Raw genomic sequence first — 16,038 nt, forward strand, 5'->3', positions numbered from 1 at the left:
GCGCGTAGGGTACTACGCTCAGCGGATCTGCAGGGTCAGCAGGAAGTAGCGGCCGAGCGGATCGTCGAGCCCCGGCATCTGGCCACCGTTGCCAACCAGATAGTTCACCGGTTGCGTGTCGAGCACGTTGTGCACGTCCAGCGCGGCGACCACGCGCGGCCCCAGGCGTCGTGCGAGATGCAGGTTCCAGCGCAGCTGCCGGGGGTTCATGCAGTGGTTCTGCTCGCGCTGTTCCTCCGGGCATTCCGCACCGGGCAGCCAGGCGCGCGTGCGCCCCACCTGGTTGCCGCGCAGGGCGATGTCCCAGTTGCTGTTCTGCCACTGCACGTTCAGCACGGCGGCCATCGTCGGCGTGACATGGCCGCGCAGGTCCACCGTTGCATCATGGCCACGTTCGCGGCGCAGTTCCTGCTGCTTCAGCGCATCGAGCGAGAACAGCCACTGGCCGGTGCTGCCGGTATCGATGTGGTACTCCCCGCGCAGTACAAAGTTGCGCGAGGTGGTGCGGCCGATGTTGTCGAAGGACAGGCGCAGGTTGCTCAGGTGGCCGTCCTCGTCCAGCTCCCAGGTGCCGGGGTTCCACACCGCGTCGGCCGGTTGCAGGGCCAGGATCTCGTTGCGCAGTTCGACGATGTTGTGGGTGAGTGACAGCGAGAACGTATCGGTCGGCGTCCAGGTCGCGGCCAGGGAATGGCTGCGCGACCGCTCGGCCTTCAACGCATCGTTCTCCACCACGTCCACGGTGACGCTGCAGCGCCCGTTGCCGCTGCTCTGCGCGCAGTCGGGCAGGGCGCTGGAGGCCGGCAGCTCGATCGCACCGAAATAGCCCGGGGGGCGCCGCTGCTCGAACAGGCTGGGCGCACGGTAGCCGCGCCCGCTGGCAAGCAGGAAGGACCACCGGGGCGTGGGGCTCCAGCGCAGGCCCACGCGGGGTGAAAAGGCCTGGTAGTCGCCATCGCGGTCCCAGCGTGCGGCCAGGTCCATGCGCAGCGTGTGCGCCAGGGGCAGGCCGAGTTCGGCGTAGGCGCCGCCACTGCGGCGCGCCAGGTGGCGCTGCTCCTGCGGCAGGCCCAGCGCCAGGTCACCCTGGCTCAGCAGGGCGTCGGGATGCGAGGTCCAGCGCTCCTGGCGCAGGTCGATGCCGGTGGCCAGCTGTGCAGCACCTCCGGCCAATGGCATCAGCTCCCGCTGCATGCCCCACCAGCCCTGCCACTGCTCGGTGCGCCCGCGATTGCGGATCGACGGGAACAACTGCTCGGCCGCGCCCGCCGGCAACGAGGTGAAGCCGGGCAGGAAATCCAGTGTCTCGGCGACCCGCAGCAGGGGCTCGGCGCGCACGGTGCCCGACGTGGACAGGCTGACATCGCTGCGCTGTGCGCTGATGCCGGCATCCCAGCTGCGCCGGCCCTGGTCGCGGCCAATGCCGGAGGTGACGTCGGCGTCGGTGGCACGTACATGCGGACGCACGTTGCCAGCTTCGCGCAGCACGCTGTTGAAGGTGAACCCGTACAGGCCGATGGCAACGGCGGTTGGACCAAGGTCGAAGCGTTGCCGGTTGTGGCTGGCCCGCGCCTCGGCGTAGGCATAGCGACCTTCGCCGCGCTCATGCCGGTAGCGCAGGTAGGCCGAGGCGGTATCCGAGGCCGGTTGCAGCGAGCGTGGTCGGGCGCTGTCGAACCAGCAGGCACCATCGCGCCGCGTCAATGGGCCTTCGCAGCGTTCTGCCGGCCAGTAGCGTCCATCGCGGAACGCGCCGATCAGGTACTGCGAGGTTTCCGCATGCCATTGGCGGCGATCACCGGCCACGTGGTCGATGCGGTGCAGGTCGATGCCGGCGAACCAGCGGTCCCCTCCGTCGCGCACGCCGCCGGTGGCCGCCTGCACGCGATACTGGCCAGCGTCGCCGCGCCCGCTCAGGCCGGTCTGCAGCATGGCTTCCGGGCCGTCAGCCTGGTCGCGCAGGATGATGTTGACCACGCCGGACATCGCGTCGGCGCCATAGATGGCCGAGGCGCCGCCACGTACCAGCTCGATGCGTTCGACGAAGCTGAGCGGAATTCCCCCAAGATCGGTGAGCCCACCCTGTTCCAGCGACACCATGGGATAGCGTGGCAGGCGACGGCCATTGACCAGGAACAGGGTCGCACGCGGGCCCATGCCGTCCAGGCTGGTGGTGGTGGCCGCACCCACCGGCAGGTACTGCGAATCGCCACTGCGCGAGGTGCTCATCGCCGGGTGGCCGTTCATGCCCGGCAAGTGCCGCAGCAGGTCGAACAGGCTGCCGTAGCCGCTGCGCAGGATGTCATCGCGGTCGATGATGGTGACCGGCAGCGTGGTCTGCACGGAGGTGCGCGGCAGCCGGCTGCCGGTGACATGGATCGGCGCCAGTTCCACCTGCGGCGGCGCGTTGGCGGACTTGTGTGGCGAACCTGCTGCGGGCGTGGCGCGTGCCGCGACCGACGGTGGCGATGGTGGCGCGGGGCGGGTGCGGCGGACGACGAATCCGCCAGCAGGCGTACGCAGGATGTTCACCGGCATGCCCGCGACCAGTTCCTTCAGGGCCGCAGCCGCATCGCGGTGGCCATGGGTGCCGGCCGTGCGCAGGCCATCCAGCTCACGCGCATCGAACAGCAGGGCAATGCCGCTCTGGCGCGCCCATTGCTGCAGGGCCGGCGCCAGCGGGCCTGAGCCAACATCGACCTCCAGGGTGCCCGCTTGCTCGGCCGCAGCGGCGGACGGCAGCGCGGGGATGCCCAACGCGAGGCAGAACAGGGTGCGGAGCAGCAGCCCCCCCTGCAGCGCGCCCGGTACTGCCATCACCGCAGGCCTCCTCAGTACGTGCGGCGCAGTTCCAGCGCGCCATCCGGTCGCGTCTGGCCAGCCACCGACCAGCCCAGTTCCAGTGCCGACAGCAGTTCCTGCGCGTCGCCGGCACGGAAGGTACCGCTTACCGCCAGGCTGGCGATCTCCGGATCGGCGATCACCAGCGGCGTGTGGCCGTAGCGGTTCATGCGTTCGACCACGATCGACAGCGGTGTGGCATCGAACACCAGCTGTCCCTGCAGCCAGCCTTCAGCAGCGGCATTGGACGACAGTGCCGGACCGGGCTGGATGCGGCCCGACGGCAGTACCTGCAGTTGCTGGCCGGGCGCCAGGGTGTGCTGGGTGCCCCCGCTGCTGACTTCCACCGCACCTTCCAGCAGTGCGACTTCGACCAGGCCATCATGCAGGCGTTCTACCTGGAAGGTGGTGCCGATGTCGCGGATGGTGCTGTCGCCGGCGCGTAGCTGCAGGGCCTTGCCCGACGGTGCGACCTGCAGCTGCAGGCGGCCACGTTCCAGCACCAGGTTGCGATGGCGCCAACCGAAACGGGCGTGCAGGGTGGTGCCCGCATCCAGCGTGGCCACGCTGCCATCGGCAAGCGTCTGCAGCCGGGGCTGGTGGGAATCGTTGGCGTAGCGCAGCGGCGTGGGGTTGCCGTCGACGGCAATCATCCAGCCGATCCCGATGGCCAGGCAGACGCCTGCGGCAGCGGCCACTGCCGGCAGCCAGCGACGCGGCGCCGGGCGTGCCGCACGTGCCTCGGCGGTGCGCAGCCACGGGTCGGCGGCCAGTTCCTCGCCCTGCTGGAACAGGGTCTCGGCCTGGACCCAGGCAGTAACATGGGCCGGGTCCTCGGCCAACCAGTCCTCGAACGTCTCGCGCTCGCCCGGCGTACAGTCCGGAGCCTCCAGCCGCGCCACCCAGGCGCTGGCGCGTTCGAACAGCTGCGTATCTTCCCTGGGCCTGGCGTGACTCATCCGTTGTCCCTGTCGTTGTGCAGCGGATCCGTTCCGAGTTCCTGGCGCAGGCCCTGCAGGGCGCGGGCGATGTGTTTTTCCACGGTCTTGGCAGTAATTCCACAGTGCCGCGCGATCTGCGTGTAGCTCATGCCGGTGATCCGGTTGAGCAGGTACACCTCGCGCGCGCGCTCGGGCAGCTTGAACAGGGCCTGCCGCAGCAGGGACAGCATCTGCCCGGACTCGGCCTGGCGCAATGGATCGGGCGACGTGCTGGAAGGCTCGTTGCCGCCATCATGTTCGGCGAGGGACAGATGCGGCCGCGACTGCGACGAACGGCCGCGGTCTGCCAGGCGGTTGCGGGCGATACGATACAGCAGCAGCCGCAGCTCGTCGGCACTGTGCGCGCGATAGCGGATCAGCCGCTCCATGCAGTCCTGCGCGATGTCCTCGGCATCCTCCGGCCCGACACCGCGCGTGCGCAGGAACGCACACAACGGCGCGCGTTCCTCCCGCACGAACGCAATGAACGCGTCCGCCGGCGCGGACAGGTCCGGCGCGCGATGGATCAGAGGAGAGGGGGCGGACAGGGCTGGCCTCGGACGTCGGTGGCGGGTACGTCTTCGAGTTTTACGCGACGATGACCGGATGGGGAAGAGTGTGCGTGGCCCACGAATCCATTGTGAATGCGTTCATGTTTCGAGGGGCGCTGCACTGGGGGAGGGCGCACCGTCCGGACGTTGAACTTTCGACCCGTGCGTTGCGGGTGGAGAGAGAGAACACATGAAGCATTCGAAGTTGAGCCTGGCCCTGGCAGCGTTGCTGGGCATCACCGCCATGGCGGCGGTTGATGACGTCATGGCAATGAATTATCACGTGCAGGACGATCGCGTCTTCCTCAGCGGCGGCGTAACCGTTGCCGATGTGGTGGCGCTGCCCGCGCTGCTGGCCAAGGCGCAGGCCGAAGGACGCCCGATCCGCGAAGTCGTGCTTCGCACGTCCAACGGTGGCGCGCTGATCGCCGGCGAGTGGCTGCAGGCGGTGATCCGCACCCAGGGCCTGGACACGATTGTGTCCGGCCACTGCATTTCGTCCTGCTCGATCATGCAGTCCGGCGGCGTCAACCGTTATCTCGGCGGCGACCTGCCGCTGGTCGATTCGGTGCAGATCCATGCCGCCAGCAGTGGTGGCAGGATCACCTACGCACCGTCGCCGCGCATGACCCAGATCTACACCGGCAACTATGGCGGCGGCATGGATGCCGGCCTGCTGCACAAGGCCATGTATGAGGTGGTGCGGCCCAATGGCCTGCTGGTGTTCCGCGACCCGGCGCGCACCACGGGTACCTCGGTCACCTTCGATCCGGATGGCAGCGGCAGCAAGCTGGAGTCGTTCCCGGGCCAGGACATCCGCGGCAACAACATCATCAACACGGCAGGCTATCGCGATCCGGGCGACACCCTGCATGTGACCAGCAACGTCAGCGGCGACATCAATCCGGGCTACCTGCGCACCGCGCGCCAGTTGCAGGCCTTCGTCGACGACGATTTCGCGCGCTGGAACACCGACTGGGCCAGCACCTACATCAACTACGCGGTGAGCCTGTACAACGTCTCCACGCGGGGGCCGAACGGCATCGGCACGCAGTCGCTGCAGCAGCTGCTTGCCGACCCCGACCTCCAGGATGAGCTGCGCGGCCAGTTGCGGCTGGCCGATCTGGATGCGTCCACCCTGGCAGGTTCGGCGGGCGTGATCCGTGTCAGCAATGGCGCCACCTGGCGCACCGCCGAAACCACCGGCGCCGATTTCATGCTGGTCGACAACGGCACCATCGCGCTGGAGGGCGGCGCGCTGCGTACCCCCGAGCTGCGGGTGATGCCGGGCAGCGTGGTGGTTGGCCATGGCGATATCGCATCGGTCGGCACCGACAGTGATGCGTTGCTGGATGGCACCGGCCCGTCCTGGCGCGAAGACGGCTTCAACCGACTGCGCGTGTTCGGCACGCTGATGCCGCGTGGCGGTGATCTGGTGACCCACGGCTACGTCAACATCATGCCCGGCGGGCAGGTGCTGTTCGATGTTACCGAGGCCGGGGGCACCGGCAGTGGCCGCCTGCGCGTCGGCAGCTTCTACGATGGCGGGGCCGAAGAGGGGGCGCTGGTGATCGCGCAGGGCGCACACCTGGCGTTGAACGTCGCCCAGGGCTTCTATGCCGGCACCTACCGCCGCGATCTGGTGGAAGGGCCGATCTACCAGGGCGGTTTCCAGGATGCCGTGCGACTGGGCGACACCGGCTACAGCGCCAGCATCACCGCGGGCGAAGTATTCCGCCCGCGCCACAATTCGCTGCTCAGCTTCAACGTCAACCAGACGGCCGACGGGCTGTGGCTGACCGCCAACCCGGGCTTCGATCAGCTGGGCCTGTTTGCCAACGGCACCTCCGGCGATGGACTGGGGCGCGCGCTGGCAGCCGCATCGGATCGCCAGGACAGCGGCCTGAAGTCGCTGCTCGGCGCACTGCAGTTCGCCGACCGCGATGTGATCGCACAGCAGGCCGGCGCCCTGCGCGGTGATGCACACGCCAGCCTGCGCCTGGCCGACAATGCACTGCTGGGCAGCATCGGCAACGTGGTGCAGCAGCACCAGGCGGCGATGCGCAGTGGCGGCGATGCCGATGGCCTGGCCTCGCAGGCGGCGCAGTCGGTGTCGGCGCAGCCGGGCATGCGCCATGGCAGCCTGTTCAACCAGCTGGCCATGCATCTGGTCGAGCCGGCCGGCGAGGCTGCTGGCGACAGCCGCGCGGCGGGTGGCAGCCGTGGCCTGTGGGCGCGCGGTTTCGCCAGCCATGGCCGCATCGACGCCGACGGTGGCGTGGCCGGCCTGAGCCATAACATCGGCGGCATCGTGGTCGGTGCCGACACGCACGTGGCCGATGACCGCGTCACCCTCGGCGTCAGCGTGGCCGCCGCGGACATGTCGACCAAGGCCAGCGATGGCTCCGGTTTCAGTGGCGACGTGCGCGCGCTGGATGTGGGCGGCTACCTGGATGCGACCTATTCGCGTGGCTACCTGTCGGCGGCCGTGCGCTACACCGACCTGCGCCACGATACCCGCCGCAGCCTTTCGGCCATCGATGGCCTGCAACAGCCGCTGCGCGCCCGATACAGCAACGACGCGATCTCGGCGCGGGTCGAACACGCGTTCTCCTTCACCACCGGCAAGGGACTGGTGATCCAGCCGCTGCTGCCGGTGGTGGATTACGCGCGGACCTCGGCCACCCGCTTCAACGAAGAGCAGGGCGCTGGCGCGCTGGTGGGGCGCAGCGGCAGCCTGGAGAGCATCCGCGTGGGTGCCGGCCTGCAGCTGTTCAAGACCTTCGAGGGCAACAACGGCGAGCGCATCACCCCGCGTGCCCGCGTGGCCTGGCAGAAGGAGCTGGGCGATTCACAGGCGCGCTACAGCACCGGTTTTGCTGCGGCCCCGGACCTGGTGTTTGGTGCCAGCAGCCAGGCCGTGGGCGAGCAGGTGCTGGCCTGGAACGTGGGCGTGACCAGTCGCGCCAGCGAGCGCCTGTCGATCATGGCCGACTACGTGGGTGAGCGCCGCGACGGGCAGATCCGGAACGGCGTGATGCTGGGCCTGGGCTACCGGTTCTAAGGGGTACCCGGCCCCGGCGATATGCGTATCGCCGGGGCCATCCCATCAGGGCGGGTGCTGCGGTAAGGTCGGCAGGGAACTCCCGCCAGGCCCCGTCATGCAGATCGCCGTCTTCAGTGCCCGCCCCTACGATCGTCGTTTCCTCGACGAGGCCAACCAGCGCGATGCGGCCGGGCAGGGCTTTGCATTCGTGTATTTCGATGCCGCGCTGGACGTGCATACCGCTGCGTTGGCACAGGACTGCGCCGCCGTCTGCGTGTTCGTCAATGACCGCCTCGACGCGCCGGTACTGCACGCGCTGCATGCGCTGGGCGTACGCGCCGTACTGCTGCGCTGTGCCGGCTTCAACAATGTGGACCTGGCCGCCGCGAAAGCGCTGGACCTGTTCGTCGCACGGGTGCCGGCCTATTCCCCCGAAGCCGTGGCCGAGCACGCGCTGGCGCTGGTGATGACGCTCAACCGGCAGACCCATCGCGCCTACAACCGCGTGCGCGAGGGCAACTTCATGCTCGATGGCCTGCTCGGGCGCACCCTGCATGGGCGCACGGTCGGCATCGTCGGCACCGGCAAGATCGGCCTGGCCACCGCGCGCATCTTCAAGGGCATGGGCTGCACCGTGCTGGGGCATGATCCGTATCCGTCGCCGGCCTTCGCCGGCGTGGGCGACAGGGTTGGTCTGGATGAACTGCTGGCGCGGGCCGACATCGTATCGCTGCATTGCCCGCTGACGCCCGATACCCAGCACCTGATCAACGACGCCTCGCTGGCGCGGATGAAGACCGGCGCGATGCTGGTCAACACCTCGCGCGGCGCGCTGGTGGATACCCATGCGGTGATCCGCGCGCTGAAATCGCGGCGGCTGGGTCATCTGGCCATCGACGTCTACGAGCAGGAAAGCGCGCTGTTCTTCCAGGACCTGTCCGGCGAGATCATCGACGACGAGGCCTTCCAGCGCCTGATGACCTTCCCCAACGTGCTGGTGACCGGCCACCAGGGCTTCTTCACCGTAGAGGCGCTGCAGGAGATCTCGGCAATCACGCTGGGGAACCTGCGGGATTTCGCCGAGGGGCGGGTGTGTGCGAACCGGGTGGGAGCGTAGACACGCTGCGGAAGTGGGCCTCACCCAGTCCCCACCTGGGGTATTTACTTTGGGTGAATATCATATGAAGCTGTCGTGAAGGGGGGCTTGTCCTCCCTTGAAGTACAGGGGGCGCAAGGGACGGCGCAGCTGCTTTCTGGCCGGAACATGACGCCAGCACACGTCGGTGGATTACAGATCGTCTGGTGATTGCCGACGCAATTGGACAAAGGGATGTTCCATGCGTATCTGGCAGTGGCAGGCGTTGTTGGGCGCGGCATTGGTCGTGTCATCCGGGTGGACCTGGGCGAGTAGCCCGGTCACCCCGCATACCGAGTACTACAAAAAGATCAAGAACAGCGAGGGGCTGGCACCGCTGACCTCGAGCCTGTTCGGGGATAGCATCAGCCCCAGCTCGGGGTCGACCGAATTTGTCGTTACCGACATCGACTTGCCAGGCAACAACGCGCTGCCGGTGCGATTGCAGCGTCGTCTCGCTGTGCAGTCCTTCAAGGACCGGCAGCCGTTGGGGGGATTCGGCAGCTGGGACATCGAAGTCCCCTACATGCACGCCACCTTCGACTCCATCTGGAAGTGGAACGAGTCGGGTAATGGCGCCACCCAGCGTTGCTCGCAGACCTTCTACCCCAAGACGCGTACCGGCGTGGGCACCTTCGAGATATGGACCGGCGTGCAGGTGCGTGTCCCCGACCAGGGCGAGCAGGAGATGCTGCTGATCGCCAACGCCTCCAACCCTAAACCCACCAACGGTGAAACCTATCGCTGGGGTACTCGGGGCAACATGCGCCTCAGTTGCCTGGGCTCGACGGCCAATGGCTATCCCGGTGAGGGATTCCTGGGCGTGGATGCATCGGGGAATCGCTACTTCTTCAATGTGGGTATTGAACGAACAGCCGGTTTCATGGATCTCGGCCAGGGCGTAGGTTCAAAACTGGTGCGTGTTCTGCTGATGGCCAGTCGGGTCGAAGATCGCCACGGCAACTGGGTAGCCTATGACTATTCGGGCGACAAGCTGGTTGGCATTCGCGGCAGTGATGGTCGCGCCATCTCCATTGCCTATGCCGGGGACCGTATTGCAAGTGCAACAGCCAATGGCCGTACCTGGAGCTATGAGTACAACGAGGGCTCCGGTGCAATGGGATTCGCACGCTGGCCTGCGCTGCGTGCCGTGCAGCAGCCGGATGGTGCTCGCTTCGGCTATGAGTACAGCTGGCAGGACGGCGGATTCGGGGGCCTGAACCCGGAGTATCAGAGCTGGGATGGTGAACCGAAGCTCTGCATCAAGCCCACGTTCGAGCAGTCTGGATTCACCCTGATCGCGACCCATCCATCAGGAACGCGTGGACAGTTTGAGTTCAAGTACCTGCGCCGCACCCGGCTGGGTGTAAAAAGTACCGCTTGCGCAGACATGGGCGGTGGGCGCTACGCGCAACGCGCCTCCAATGCGTTCGACCTCTTCGCGATCACCAGCAAGACGCTGACGGGGCCCGGGTTGGGCAGTTTGACCTGGACGTACGAGTCGGGCGGATATGACTCGGGCCTGGCCAACTCCGCAGTGTCGACGATTGTGGAGCCAGATGGTACGCGCCGTCACAGTGTGTTCGGACGAAAACTCGACGAGAACGAGGGGCAGTTGCTGCAGGAGGCGGTGCGTGCGCCGGACGGTCAGATCGTCCAGGTCATCACCAATACCTATATGAGTTCGGACGAGGTCCAGGCCGGACCGTTCCCGGACAGCTACGGTTCGATGACCGCGGCCGATGATCCCTTCGCCGTCAAGATTCGTCCCCTGAAGCAATCTGTGCTCAGCCAGGATGGCGTCAACTTCGTCAATACGACCGATCAGTTCGATGCGCATGTGCGGCCGGTGGTGCAGACCGAGAGTAACTCGTTGGGGCGCGCGCGAACGCTGAGAACCACCTACTTCGACGACACGGGTCGTTGGATACTCAGCCAAGTCGCGCGCAGCACACAGAGCGTTGGCGGCGTTGAGATTGAGACCGAACGCACCGAGTTCGACTCGATGGCGCGCCCGCAACGTACCTACGCCTTCGGCGCGTTGCAGCAGACGCTGGGCTATCACGCCGATGGCACGCTCGCCTCCGTGGCCGATGGCAAGGGCAATGCCATTGCGCTTGGCAGCTGGAAGCGTGGCCTGCCGCAGAGTGTCGCGTACCCGGACGGCAGCAGTGCCTCGCTGCAGGTCGATGACAATGGCTGGGTGCGCGCAGCGGTGGAGCCCAATGGTGCCAGCCGAAGCTTCGACTACGACGGGATGGGCCGAATCGTACTGGCGACCCAGGCCGCCAATGACAGCGTGGCCTGGAATCCTTCTACAACGCGATTCTTCCAGGTGGCGGGAGCGGAGATCGGGCTGGAAGCGGGACATTGGAAGCGCGAGTCCAGTACCGGCAACGCACGCGCGGTGACGTACTACGATGGGTTGTGGCGCCCAGTATTGGAAGAGTCGTTCGACGCTGCGGACCGTGGCGGTACATTGCGCCAGACGGTGACCCGTTATGACAGCAATGGGCGCCTGGTTTTTACCTCCTATCCGACGCGCGCGGCGTCCGACTTCCGCTCGGCGCTGCCCGGCACCCATACCGGCTATGACGCGCTCGGGCGCCCCAATCGCAGCGAGCAGGACAGCGAACTGGGCCGGCTTGTCACGACCACCGAGCAGATCGGCGGAGGCAGCGTAAGGGTGACCAATCCGCGCGGCATTGCCACCACCACCGACTACTTGATGTACGGCAAGCCCAGCCAGGACACGCCCATCCGGATTCTCCACGCGGAAGGGGTAGTGACGGAGATTCAGCGCGACACGCTGGGCAAACCGCTGTCGATCCTGAGGCGCAACTACGATGGCAGCGTCAGTGTACGGCGCCAGTACGTCTATGACGGCGCCCAGCGGCTGTGCAAGAGCATGGAGCCTGAGACCGGTGCGACCGGCATGGGCTATGACGCTGCAGGCAATCTGCTCTGGTCTGCCTCGGGCCTGACGTTGCTGGGCCCTCAGTGCGACAGCGACGCTGCCTATGCGTCGCCTTCGCGGGCTGACCGCAGCTACGACAGCATGAATCGCTTGCTGACCCTGCGTTTCTCTGATGGCCAGGGTGATCAGGACTGGAGTTATTGGCCGGGCGGGAAAGCCAAGCGTGTGCAGACGCGCAACAACGGCGCCGTCACCACTAACGACTACACCTACAATCTGCGTGGACTGCCCACGTCCGAGAGCGTGGCCTACGACGGTGGCGAGGCCTGGGCGCTGGGCTATGGCTACGATGCAAACGGCGCCTTGGCAACCCATGTGCAGCCGTCCGGCCTGACGATCGACTACGGCCCGAATGCGCTGGGGCAGCCGACGCGAGCCGGAGCCTTCGCCACCAACGTGCGCTATTACGCGAACGGCGGCATGAGCGGCTTCACCTATGGCAACGGCGTCGTGCATCAGATGACGCAGAACGCGCGCGGCCTGCCCGATCGCAGCACCGACAGTGGTGCAGGTGGCAAGGTCATCGATGACGGCTACGACTACGATGCCAATGGCAATGTGGCGGCCATCAGTGACGGCCTGCCGGCAGCCCCTGGAAACCGCGACATGCGTTACGACGGCCTGGATCGTCTGACCACGGTGACGGCGGCCAGCTTCGGAAACGCAAGCTATGCGTACAACGTTCTGGACAATATCGTCACCGCCAGCGTTGGTGCACGGCGGCAGTCCTTTGAGTACGACTTCAACAATCGGTTGACGAACGTGCGGGATGTCGGCAGTGGTGCGACCGTGACCGGGCTTGGCTATGACAGCCAGGGTAACCTGAAGATCCGCAATGGCGTGGCGTTCCGGTTCGACTACGGCAATCGCCTGCGCGAGGTCGATGGCAAGGAGGCCTATCAGTACGACGCGCATGGACGCCGCACCCTGGCCAGTGCGCCCAATGGCAACATTCGTTCCCTCTATGGGCAGGATGGCGTGCTGCGCTATCAGCACGATCAGCGCCAGGCGAAGGGCTTTGACTATATCCAGCTCAACGGCAGCCTTGTTGCCAAGCGTGCCGTGGATATCGCGCCTGCAGCACTGGTCGTAACGGTTCCGGGTTACAGCGCGGACGGTGCGTTTGCGGTGCAGTGGACAGCCGTTGCCGGTGCGCAGCGTTACGAGGTGCAGGAGTCGGGTGGCGGTGACTGGCAGGCTGTCTATCAAGGGCCTGCGCTGAACGTTTCGCTGGCCGGGCGAAGCTCCGGCGTCTATCGCTATCGTGGCCGTGCCTGCAATGGCACTGTCTGCGGTGCTTGGGGTGTGGAAGCCTCCATCCAGGTGGAGCTTGCTCCCACCGCTGCGCCGGTGATCACTGCACCGGCGCAAGGTATCAACGGAACCTATTTCCTGAGCTGGTCAGCGGTACAGGGTGCCGCCCGCTTTGTGCTTGAAGAGGCCGTGGGTGGCGGATGGAGCGTGGTCTTTGATGGTGCTGGCCGCACCTATCAAGTGACCAGCAAACCGGCAGGCACCTATCGCTATCGGGTCAAAGCATGCAATCCACAGGGCTGCGGCGTCTACTCGGCCGAAGCGGCGATTACCGCGCTGTATGCCCCATCCGTACCCGCACTGTCGGTACCTGCTGCGAGCTACAACGGCAGCTACGCCGTCTCTGTTTCGAGCGTGGCACAGGCCAGCAGCTATCGCATTGAAGAACAATTCAACGGAGCAGCATGGACTGAGATCAACCGGATCAGTGGGAATCAACTGGCCATCAGCGGACGAATCGCCGGCAGTTACGCCTATCGTGCCTTTGCATGCAATGACGCCGGGTGCAGTGCGTCAAGCGCCGTAGGCAGTATCGTCGTGACATTGCCACCGGTCCAAGCCACGGCGATCAATCTCGGTGGCGTGAGCTACAGTTCAACCGTGAGCATGTGGTGGGGCGCAATCCCCGCAGCGACGAGCTATCAGCTGATGGAGCAGCTCAATGGGGGTGGCTTCGGACTCGCCCAGGAAGACGGTGCGACCGCCGTGGCCCGAGGCGGCCGCTGGCCGGGACAGTGGGACTACCAGGTGCGTGGCTGCAATGTCGCCGGTTGCGGACCGTGGTCCGCGGTAGCGGGCGTGCGCGTGATTGGTCCTCCGGCGACCCCGGTTCTGCGCGTGCCGGATGGGGTGGGAATCGGCGCGGCTTACTCGATCTCCCTGCTGGAAGTGGCGGACGCGACGCGCTATGAAATCGACGAAAGTACTGACGGCGCCAACTGGTCGCTGATTGCGGGGGATCGAGCCGTTTCCCTCAGCAAGGGCGGCGGAGGCAACTTCTACTACCGTGGTCGTGCTTGCAATCCCGCAGGCTGCAGCCCCAGTTCTGCTGCTGGCCTGGTTGCGATTTCCAGTGCGCCGGCCGTACCTACGGGTGTGAGGATCGTAAAGAGCGGCCCCAACATCTGCTCGGTCATCTGGAATGCGTCGCCGGGTGCCACCTACTACAACATGCGTTCAAGCAGCGGCGGCGCGACCTATAGGGCAGAAGGCATCGGCTACGACCTCGATACGCGCTGCCAGGGTGGTTACAAGGTGCGTGCCTGCAACGCGCAGGCGTGCTCGGCCTGGTCGAACTGAGGTGGGCGCGATGAACGCAGGAATGAAGATGCTGGTGAGTCGAACCGTAGGTGGGGCCGCGCTGATTCTGGGTGGACTGTTCAATCAGGCTGCTGCGGAGACGATTACCTATATCCATACCGATGCGTTAGGGTCACCGGTCGCTGAGACTGACGCGGCTGGCAGCGTTATCCGGCGTACCACCTATGAGCCCTATGGCGCCGTGGTTGGTGGGTCCGTTGCTGATGGGCCTGGCTATGCAGGGCACGTGAGTGATGCTTCGACGGGCTTGAGTTACATGCAGCAGCGGTATATGGATCCAATCCTTGGTGTGTTCCTTAGTGTGGATCCGGTGTCGCCCCAAAGCGATTCGGTGGGAGCATTCGGACGCTACAGGTATGCCAATTCGAACCCATATCGCTACTTTGATCCCGATGGCCGGCGAGCATGTGGCAAAGACACTGACTGCCAGTTGGAGCAGGGGGCATACGGTGGTTCTTCTGCAGGTCGAGGAACGATGGGCACGGGGGCAGTGGGAAGCAGGCAGTCAACTTCGGCGTCACCAAGTTACGGTCGCTCTCCGCAATCGACTGATCCTGCTTGGACGAGAGATCCTGGGCTGAAGCGGCAGATGGAGCGAGCTTGGCAGGACTCCAACCCCGATGCGCCAACTGTATTGTGGGGGCAACCTGGATCGCTGAAGCGGGAACAAGGAGGGTGGATCGTGGCTCCGAACCTGGTTGGCGCCCCTCAATTGATTCGTGCTCAACCTGGTACTCGTGCTCAAATGGGGCAGGATGTGCTTTTCAAGCCTTCAGAGTTTCAGTGTGGTTGCCGAGTTATAGGATTCTTCCATACTCACCCGAATACTCGGGAAGAGGGTTATCGCCCTGCAGCTAACGGGTATGACTATCAGTTCCTTGAAGAAATGGGAGTGCCTGGGATGATTAGAAGTCATGAGGGTTATGAGTTCGTACCTATCATGGAGGGACGCAGATGAAACGCTCAGTCATCTTGAAAGTGGGGCTGCTGTTTTCATTGCTGATGGCAGGCGGCTGTGCAGCGAAGGAGCCCCGAGGTGAGAAGGGGTTGGAAGGGCTAGAAAGATGCGTGACGACAATCGAGACTTACGTCCAAGAGACGAGGGGATGGAAACGGGAGATGTATCGCATTGCGGAGGAGTCTTCCGGCACCGCAGATATTGGCTTCTCAGTCCAGCACGTCCATGACAGGGTTCTGCTGCCAGAAGGTGGACTGAAGTCATTTCATGTTGATCTCGACCAGCGATGTTCCAAGGTCATCCGTGAAAGCCACTATCAGTAGCTGGTAGCGGCTTGTTGGCCCATGAAGAGGGTAGATGCGCAGCCATTGACCGCATGTTGCTTGTAGTCCTACAATGTCCAGCTAGGCCGGAATAGCTCAGTTGGTAGAGCGGCGCATTCGTAATGCGTAGGTCGCAGGTTCGACTCCTGTTTCCGGCACCAGTTGTAGTGAAAAGCCCCGGCCTTTGGTCGGGGCTTTTTGTTTGCGCCCGCCGGTTATCATAGGATGGTGACCTCACTGAAGGCTGCAAGCCTTCAGCAACGTCTCGTCATCCCCGCATCCCGTGCCAGCCACCACGCGAGCTGCCGGAGATAACCACCTGCAGCTCCCGCCAACGCGCCGATCAGCAGGGGTGCAAGCACCGTGGTCCCACGCGCGGCCCGCTCCCGCACCCAAGGCAGGACCGCCACCACCTGCGCAGTCAGCAACAGCATCAGCACGTCCAGCCCCAGCGCATCCACCACCGGCAACAACGGCAGCAGATCCGGATTGCAGGCCAGCACGATCACCAGTGCGGCACCCAGCACGGCCATCAGGCGGCGCCCGGCGGGCAGGGTGGTCCAGTGCAGCAGTCGGTTGATCAGGTGCATGGC

At 65.4% G+C, this 16,038-nt stretch carries 9 protein-coding genes and 1 tRNA gene; 6 read left to right on the plus strand and 4 right to left on the minus strand.

Annotated features, from left to right (window positions below):
* Positions 1 to 18: 18 nt before the first annotated feature.
* From AC5P98_RS02155 to AC5P98_RS02165, 3 genes are read right to left on the minus strand one after another with little or no spacing between them, the layout of a single operon-like run.
* Positions 19 to 2,817: a TonB-dependent receptor plug domain-containing protein gene (locus tag AC5P98_RS02155; protein WP_495229835.1), complete on the minus strand. Its 2,799-nt coding sequence runs from the start codon at positions 2,815 to 2,817 to the stop codon at positions 19 to 21.
* A 14-nt stretch (positions 2,818 to 2,831) separates the two neighbouring features.
* Positions 2,832 to 3,800, minus strand: coding sequence for a FecR family protein (locus AC5P98_RS02160; RefSeq protein WP_049404421.1), 969 nt, complete (start codon positions 3,798 to 3,800; stop codon positions 2,832 to 2,834).
* On the minus strand, positions 3,797 to 4,330 hold the full coding sequence (locus AC5P98_RS02165; RefSeq protein WP_075076110.1) for an RNA polymerase sigma factor: 534 nt from the start codon (positions 4,328 to 4,330) through the stop codon (positions 3,797 to 3,799). Before AC5P98_RS02165 ends, AC5P98_RS02160 begins: the two co-directional genes overlap by 4 nt.
* Before the next feature lie 232 nt (positions 4,331 to 4,562).
* Between AC5P98_RS02165 and AC5P98_RS02170 the strand changes: the two genes are divergently transcribed.
* The 6 genes from AC5P98_RS02170 (at position 4,563) to AC5P98_RS02195 (ending at position 15,606) form a co-directional block, all read left to right on the plus strand.
* Positions 4,563 to 7,436: an autotransporter domain-containing protein gene (locus AC5P98_RS02170; RefSeq protein ID WP_049404418.1), complete on the plus strand. Its 2,874-nt coding sequence runs from the start codon at positions 4,563 to 4,565 to the stop codon at positions 7,434 to 7,436.
* Positions 7,437 to 7,533: 97 nt separating this feature from the next.
* The gene (locus tag AC5P98_RS02175; RefSeq protein WP_049404415.1) at positions 7,534 to 8,535 is read left to right on the plus strand and encodes a 2-hydroxyacid dehydrogenase; all 1,002 of its coding nucleotides are present in this window, start codon (positions 7,534 to 7,536) and stop codon (positions 8,533 to 8,535) included.
* A gap of 220 nt (positions 8,536 to 8,755) precedes the next feature.
* Positions 8,756 to 14,143: an RHS repeat domain-containing protein gene (locus AC5P98_RS02180; protein ID WP_049404413.1), complete on the plus strand. Its 5,388-nt coding sequence runs from the start codon at positions 8,756 to 8,758 to the stop codon at positions 14,141 to 14,143.
* A gap of 28 nt (positions 14,144 to 14,171) precedes the next feature.
* The gene (locus AC5P98_RS02185) at positions 14,172 to 15,122 is read left to right on the plus strand and encodes an RHS repeat domain-containing protein (protein WP_227863666.1); all 951 of its coding nucleotides are present in this window, start codon (positions 14,172 to 14,174) and stop codon (positions 15,120 to 15,122) included.
* A complete protein-coding gene (locus AC5P98_RS02190; RefSeq protein WP_041863164.1) occupies positions 15,119 to 15,445 on the plus strand; it encodes a hypothetical protein in 327 nt (108 codons plus the stop codon). Before AC5P98_RS02185 ends, AC5P98_RS02190 begins: the two co-directional genes overlap by 4 nt.
* Before the next feature lie 85 nt (positions 15,446 to 15,530).
* Positions 15,531 to 15,606: transfer RNA gene (locus AC5P98_RS02195), tRNA-Thr, on the plus strand.
* Positions 15,607 to 15,699: 93 nt separating this feature from the next.
* Here the strand turns inward: AC5P98_RS02195 and AC5P98_RS02200 are convergent.
* Positions 15,700 to 16,035, minus strand: a complete 336-nt coding sequence (locus AC5P98_RS02200) for a hypothetical protein (protein WP_049404411.1) — start codon at positions 16,033 to 16,035, stop codon at positions 15,700 to 15,702.
* Positions 16,036 to 16,038: the final 3 nt, after the last annotated feature.

It is taken from the genome of Stenotrophomonas sp. YJH_SMC_135 (genome assembly GCF_059372355.1).

Excerpts from the sequence above, each read along its gene's own strand:
- AC5P98_RS02155 (WP_495229835.1), bottom strand. The coding sequence starts at position 2,817 with ATGGCAGTACCGGGCGCGCTGCAGGGGGGGCTGCTGCTCCGCACCCTG.
- AC5P98_RS02160 (WP_049404421.1), bottom strand. The coding sequence starts at position 3,800 with ATGAGTCACGCCAGGCCCAGGGAAGATACGCAGCTGTTCGAACGCGCC.
- AC5P98_RS02170 (WP_049404418.1), top strand. The coding sequence starts at position 4,563 with ATGAAGCATTCGAAGTTGAGCCTGGCCCTGGCAGCGTTGCTGGGCATC.
- AC5P98_RS02175 (WP_049404415.1), top strand. The coding sequence starts at position 7,534 with ATGCAGATCGCCGTCTTCAGTGCCCGCCCCTACGATCGTCGTTTCCTC.
- AC5P98_RS02180 (WP_049404413.1), top strand. The coding sequence starts at position 8,756 with ATGCGTATCTGGCAGTGGCAGGCGTTGTTGGGCGCGGCATTGGTCGTG.
- AC5P98_RS02185 (WP_227863666.1), top strand. The coding sequence starts at position 14,172 with ATGCTGGTGAGTCGAACCGTAGGTGGGGCCGCGCTGATTCTGGGTGGA.
- AC5P98_RS02190 (WP_041863164.1), top strand. The coding sequence starts at position 15,119 with ATGAAACGCTCAGTCATCTTGAAAGTGGGGCTGCTGTTTTCATTGCTG.
- AC5P98_RS02200 (WP_049404411.1), bottom strand. The coding sequence starts at position 16,035 with ATGCACCTGATCAACCGACTGCTGCACTGGACCACCCTGCCCGCCGGG.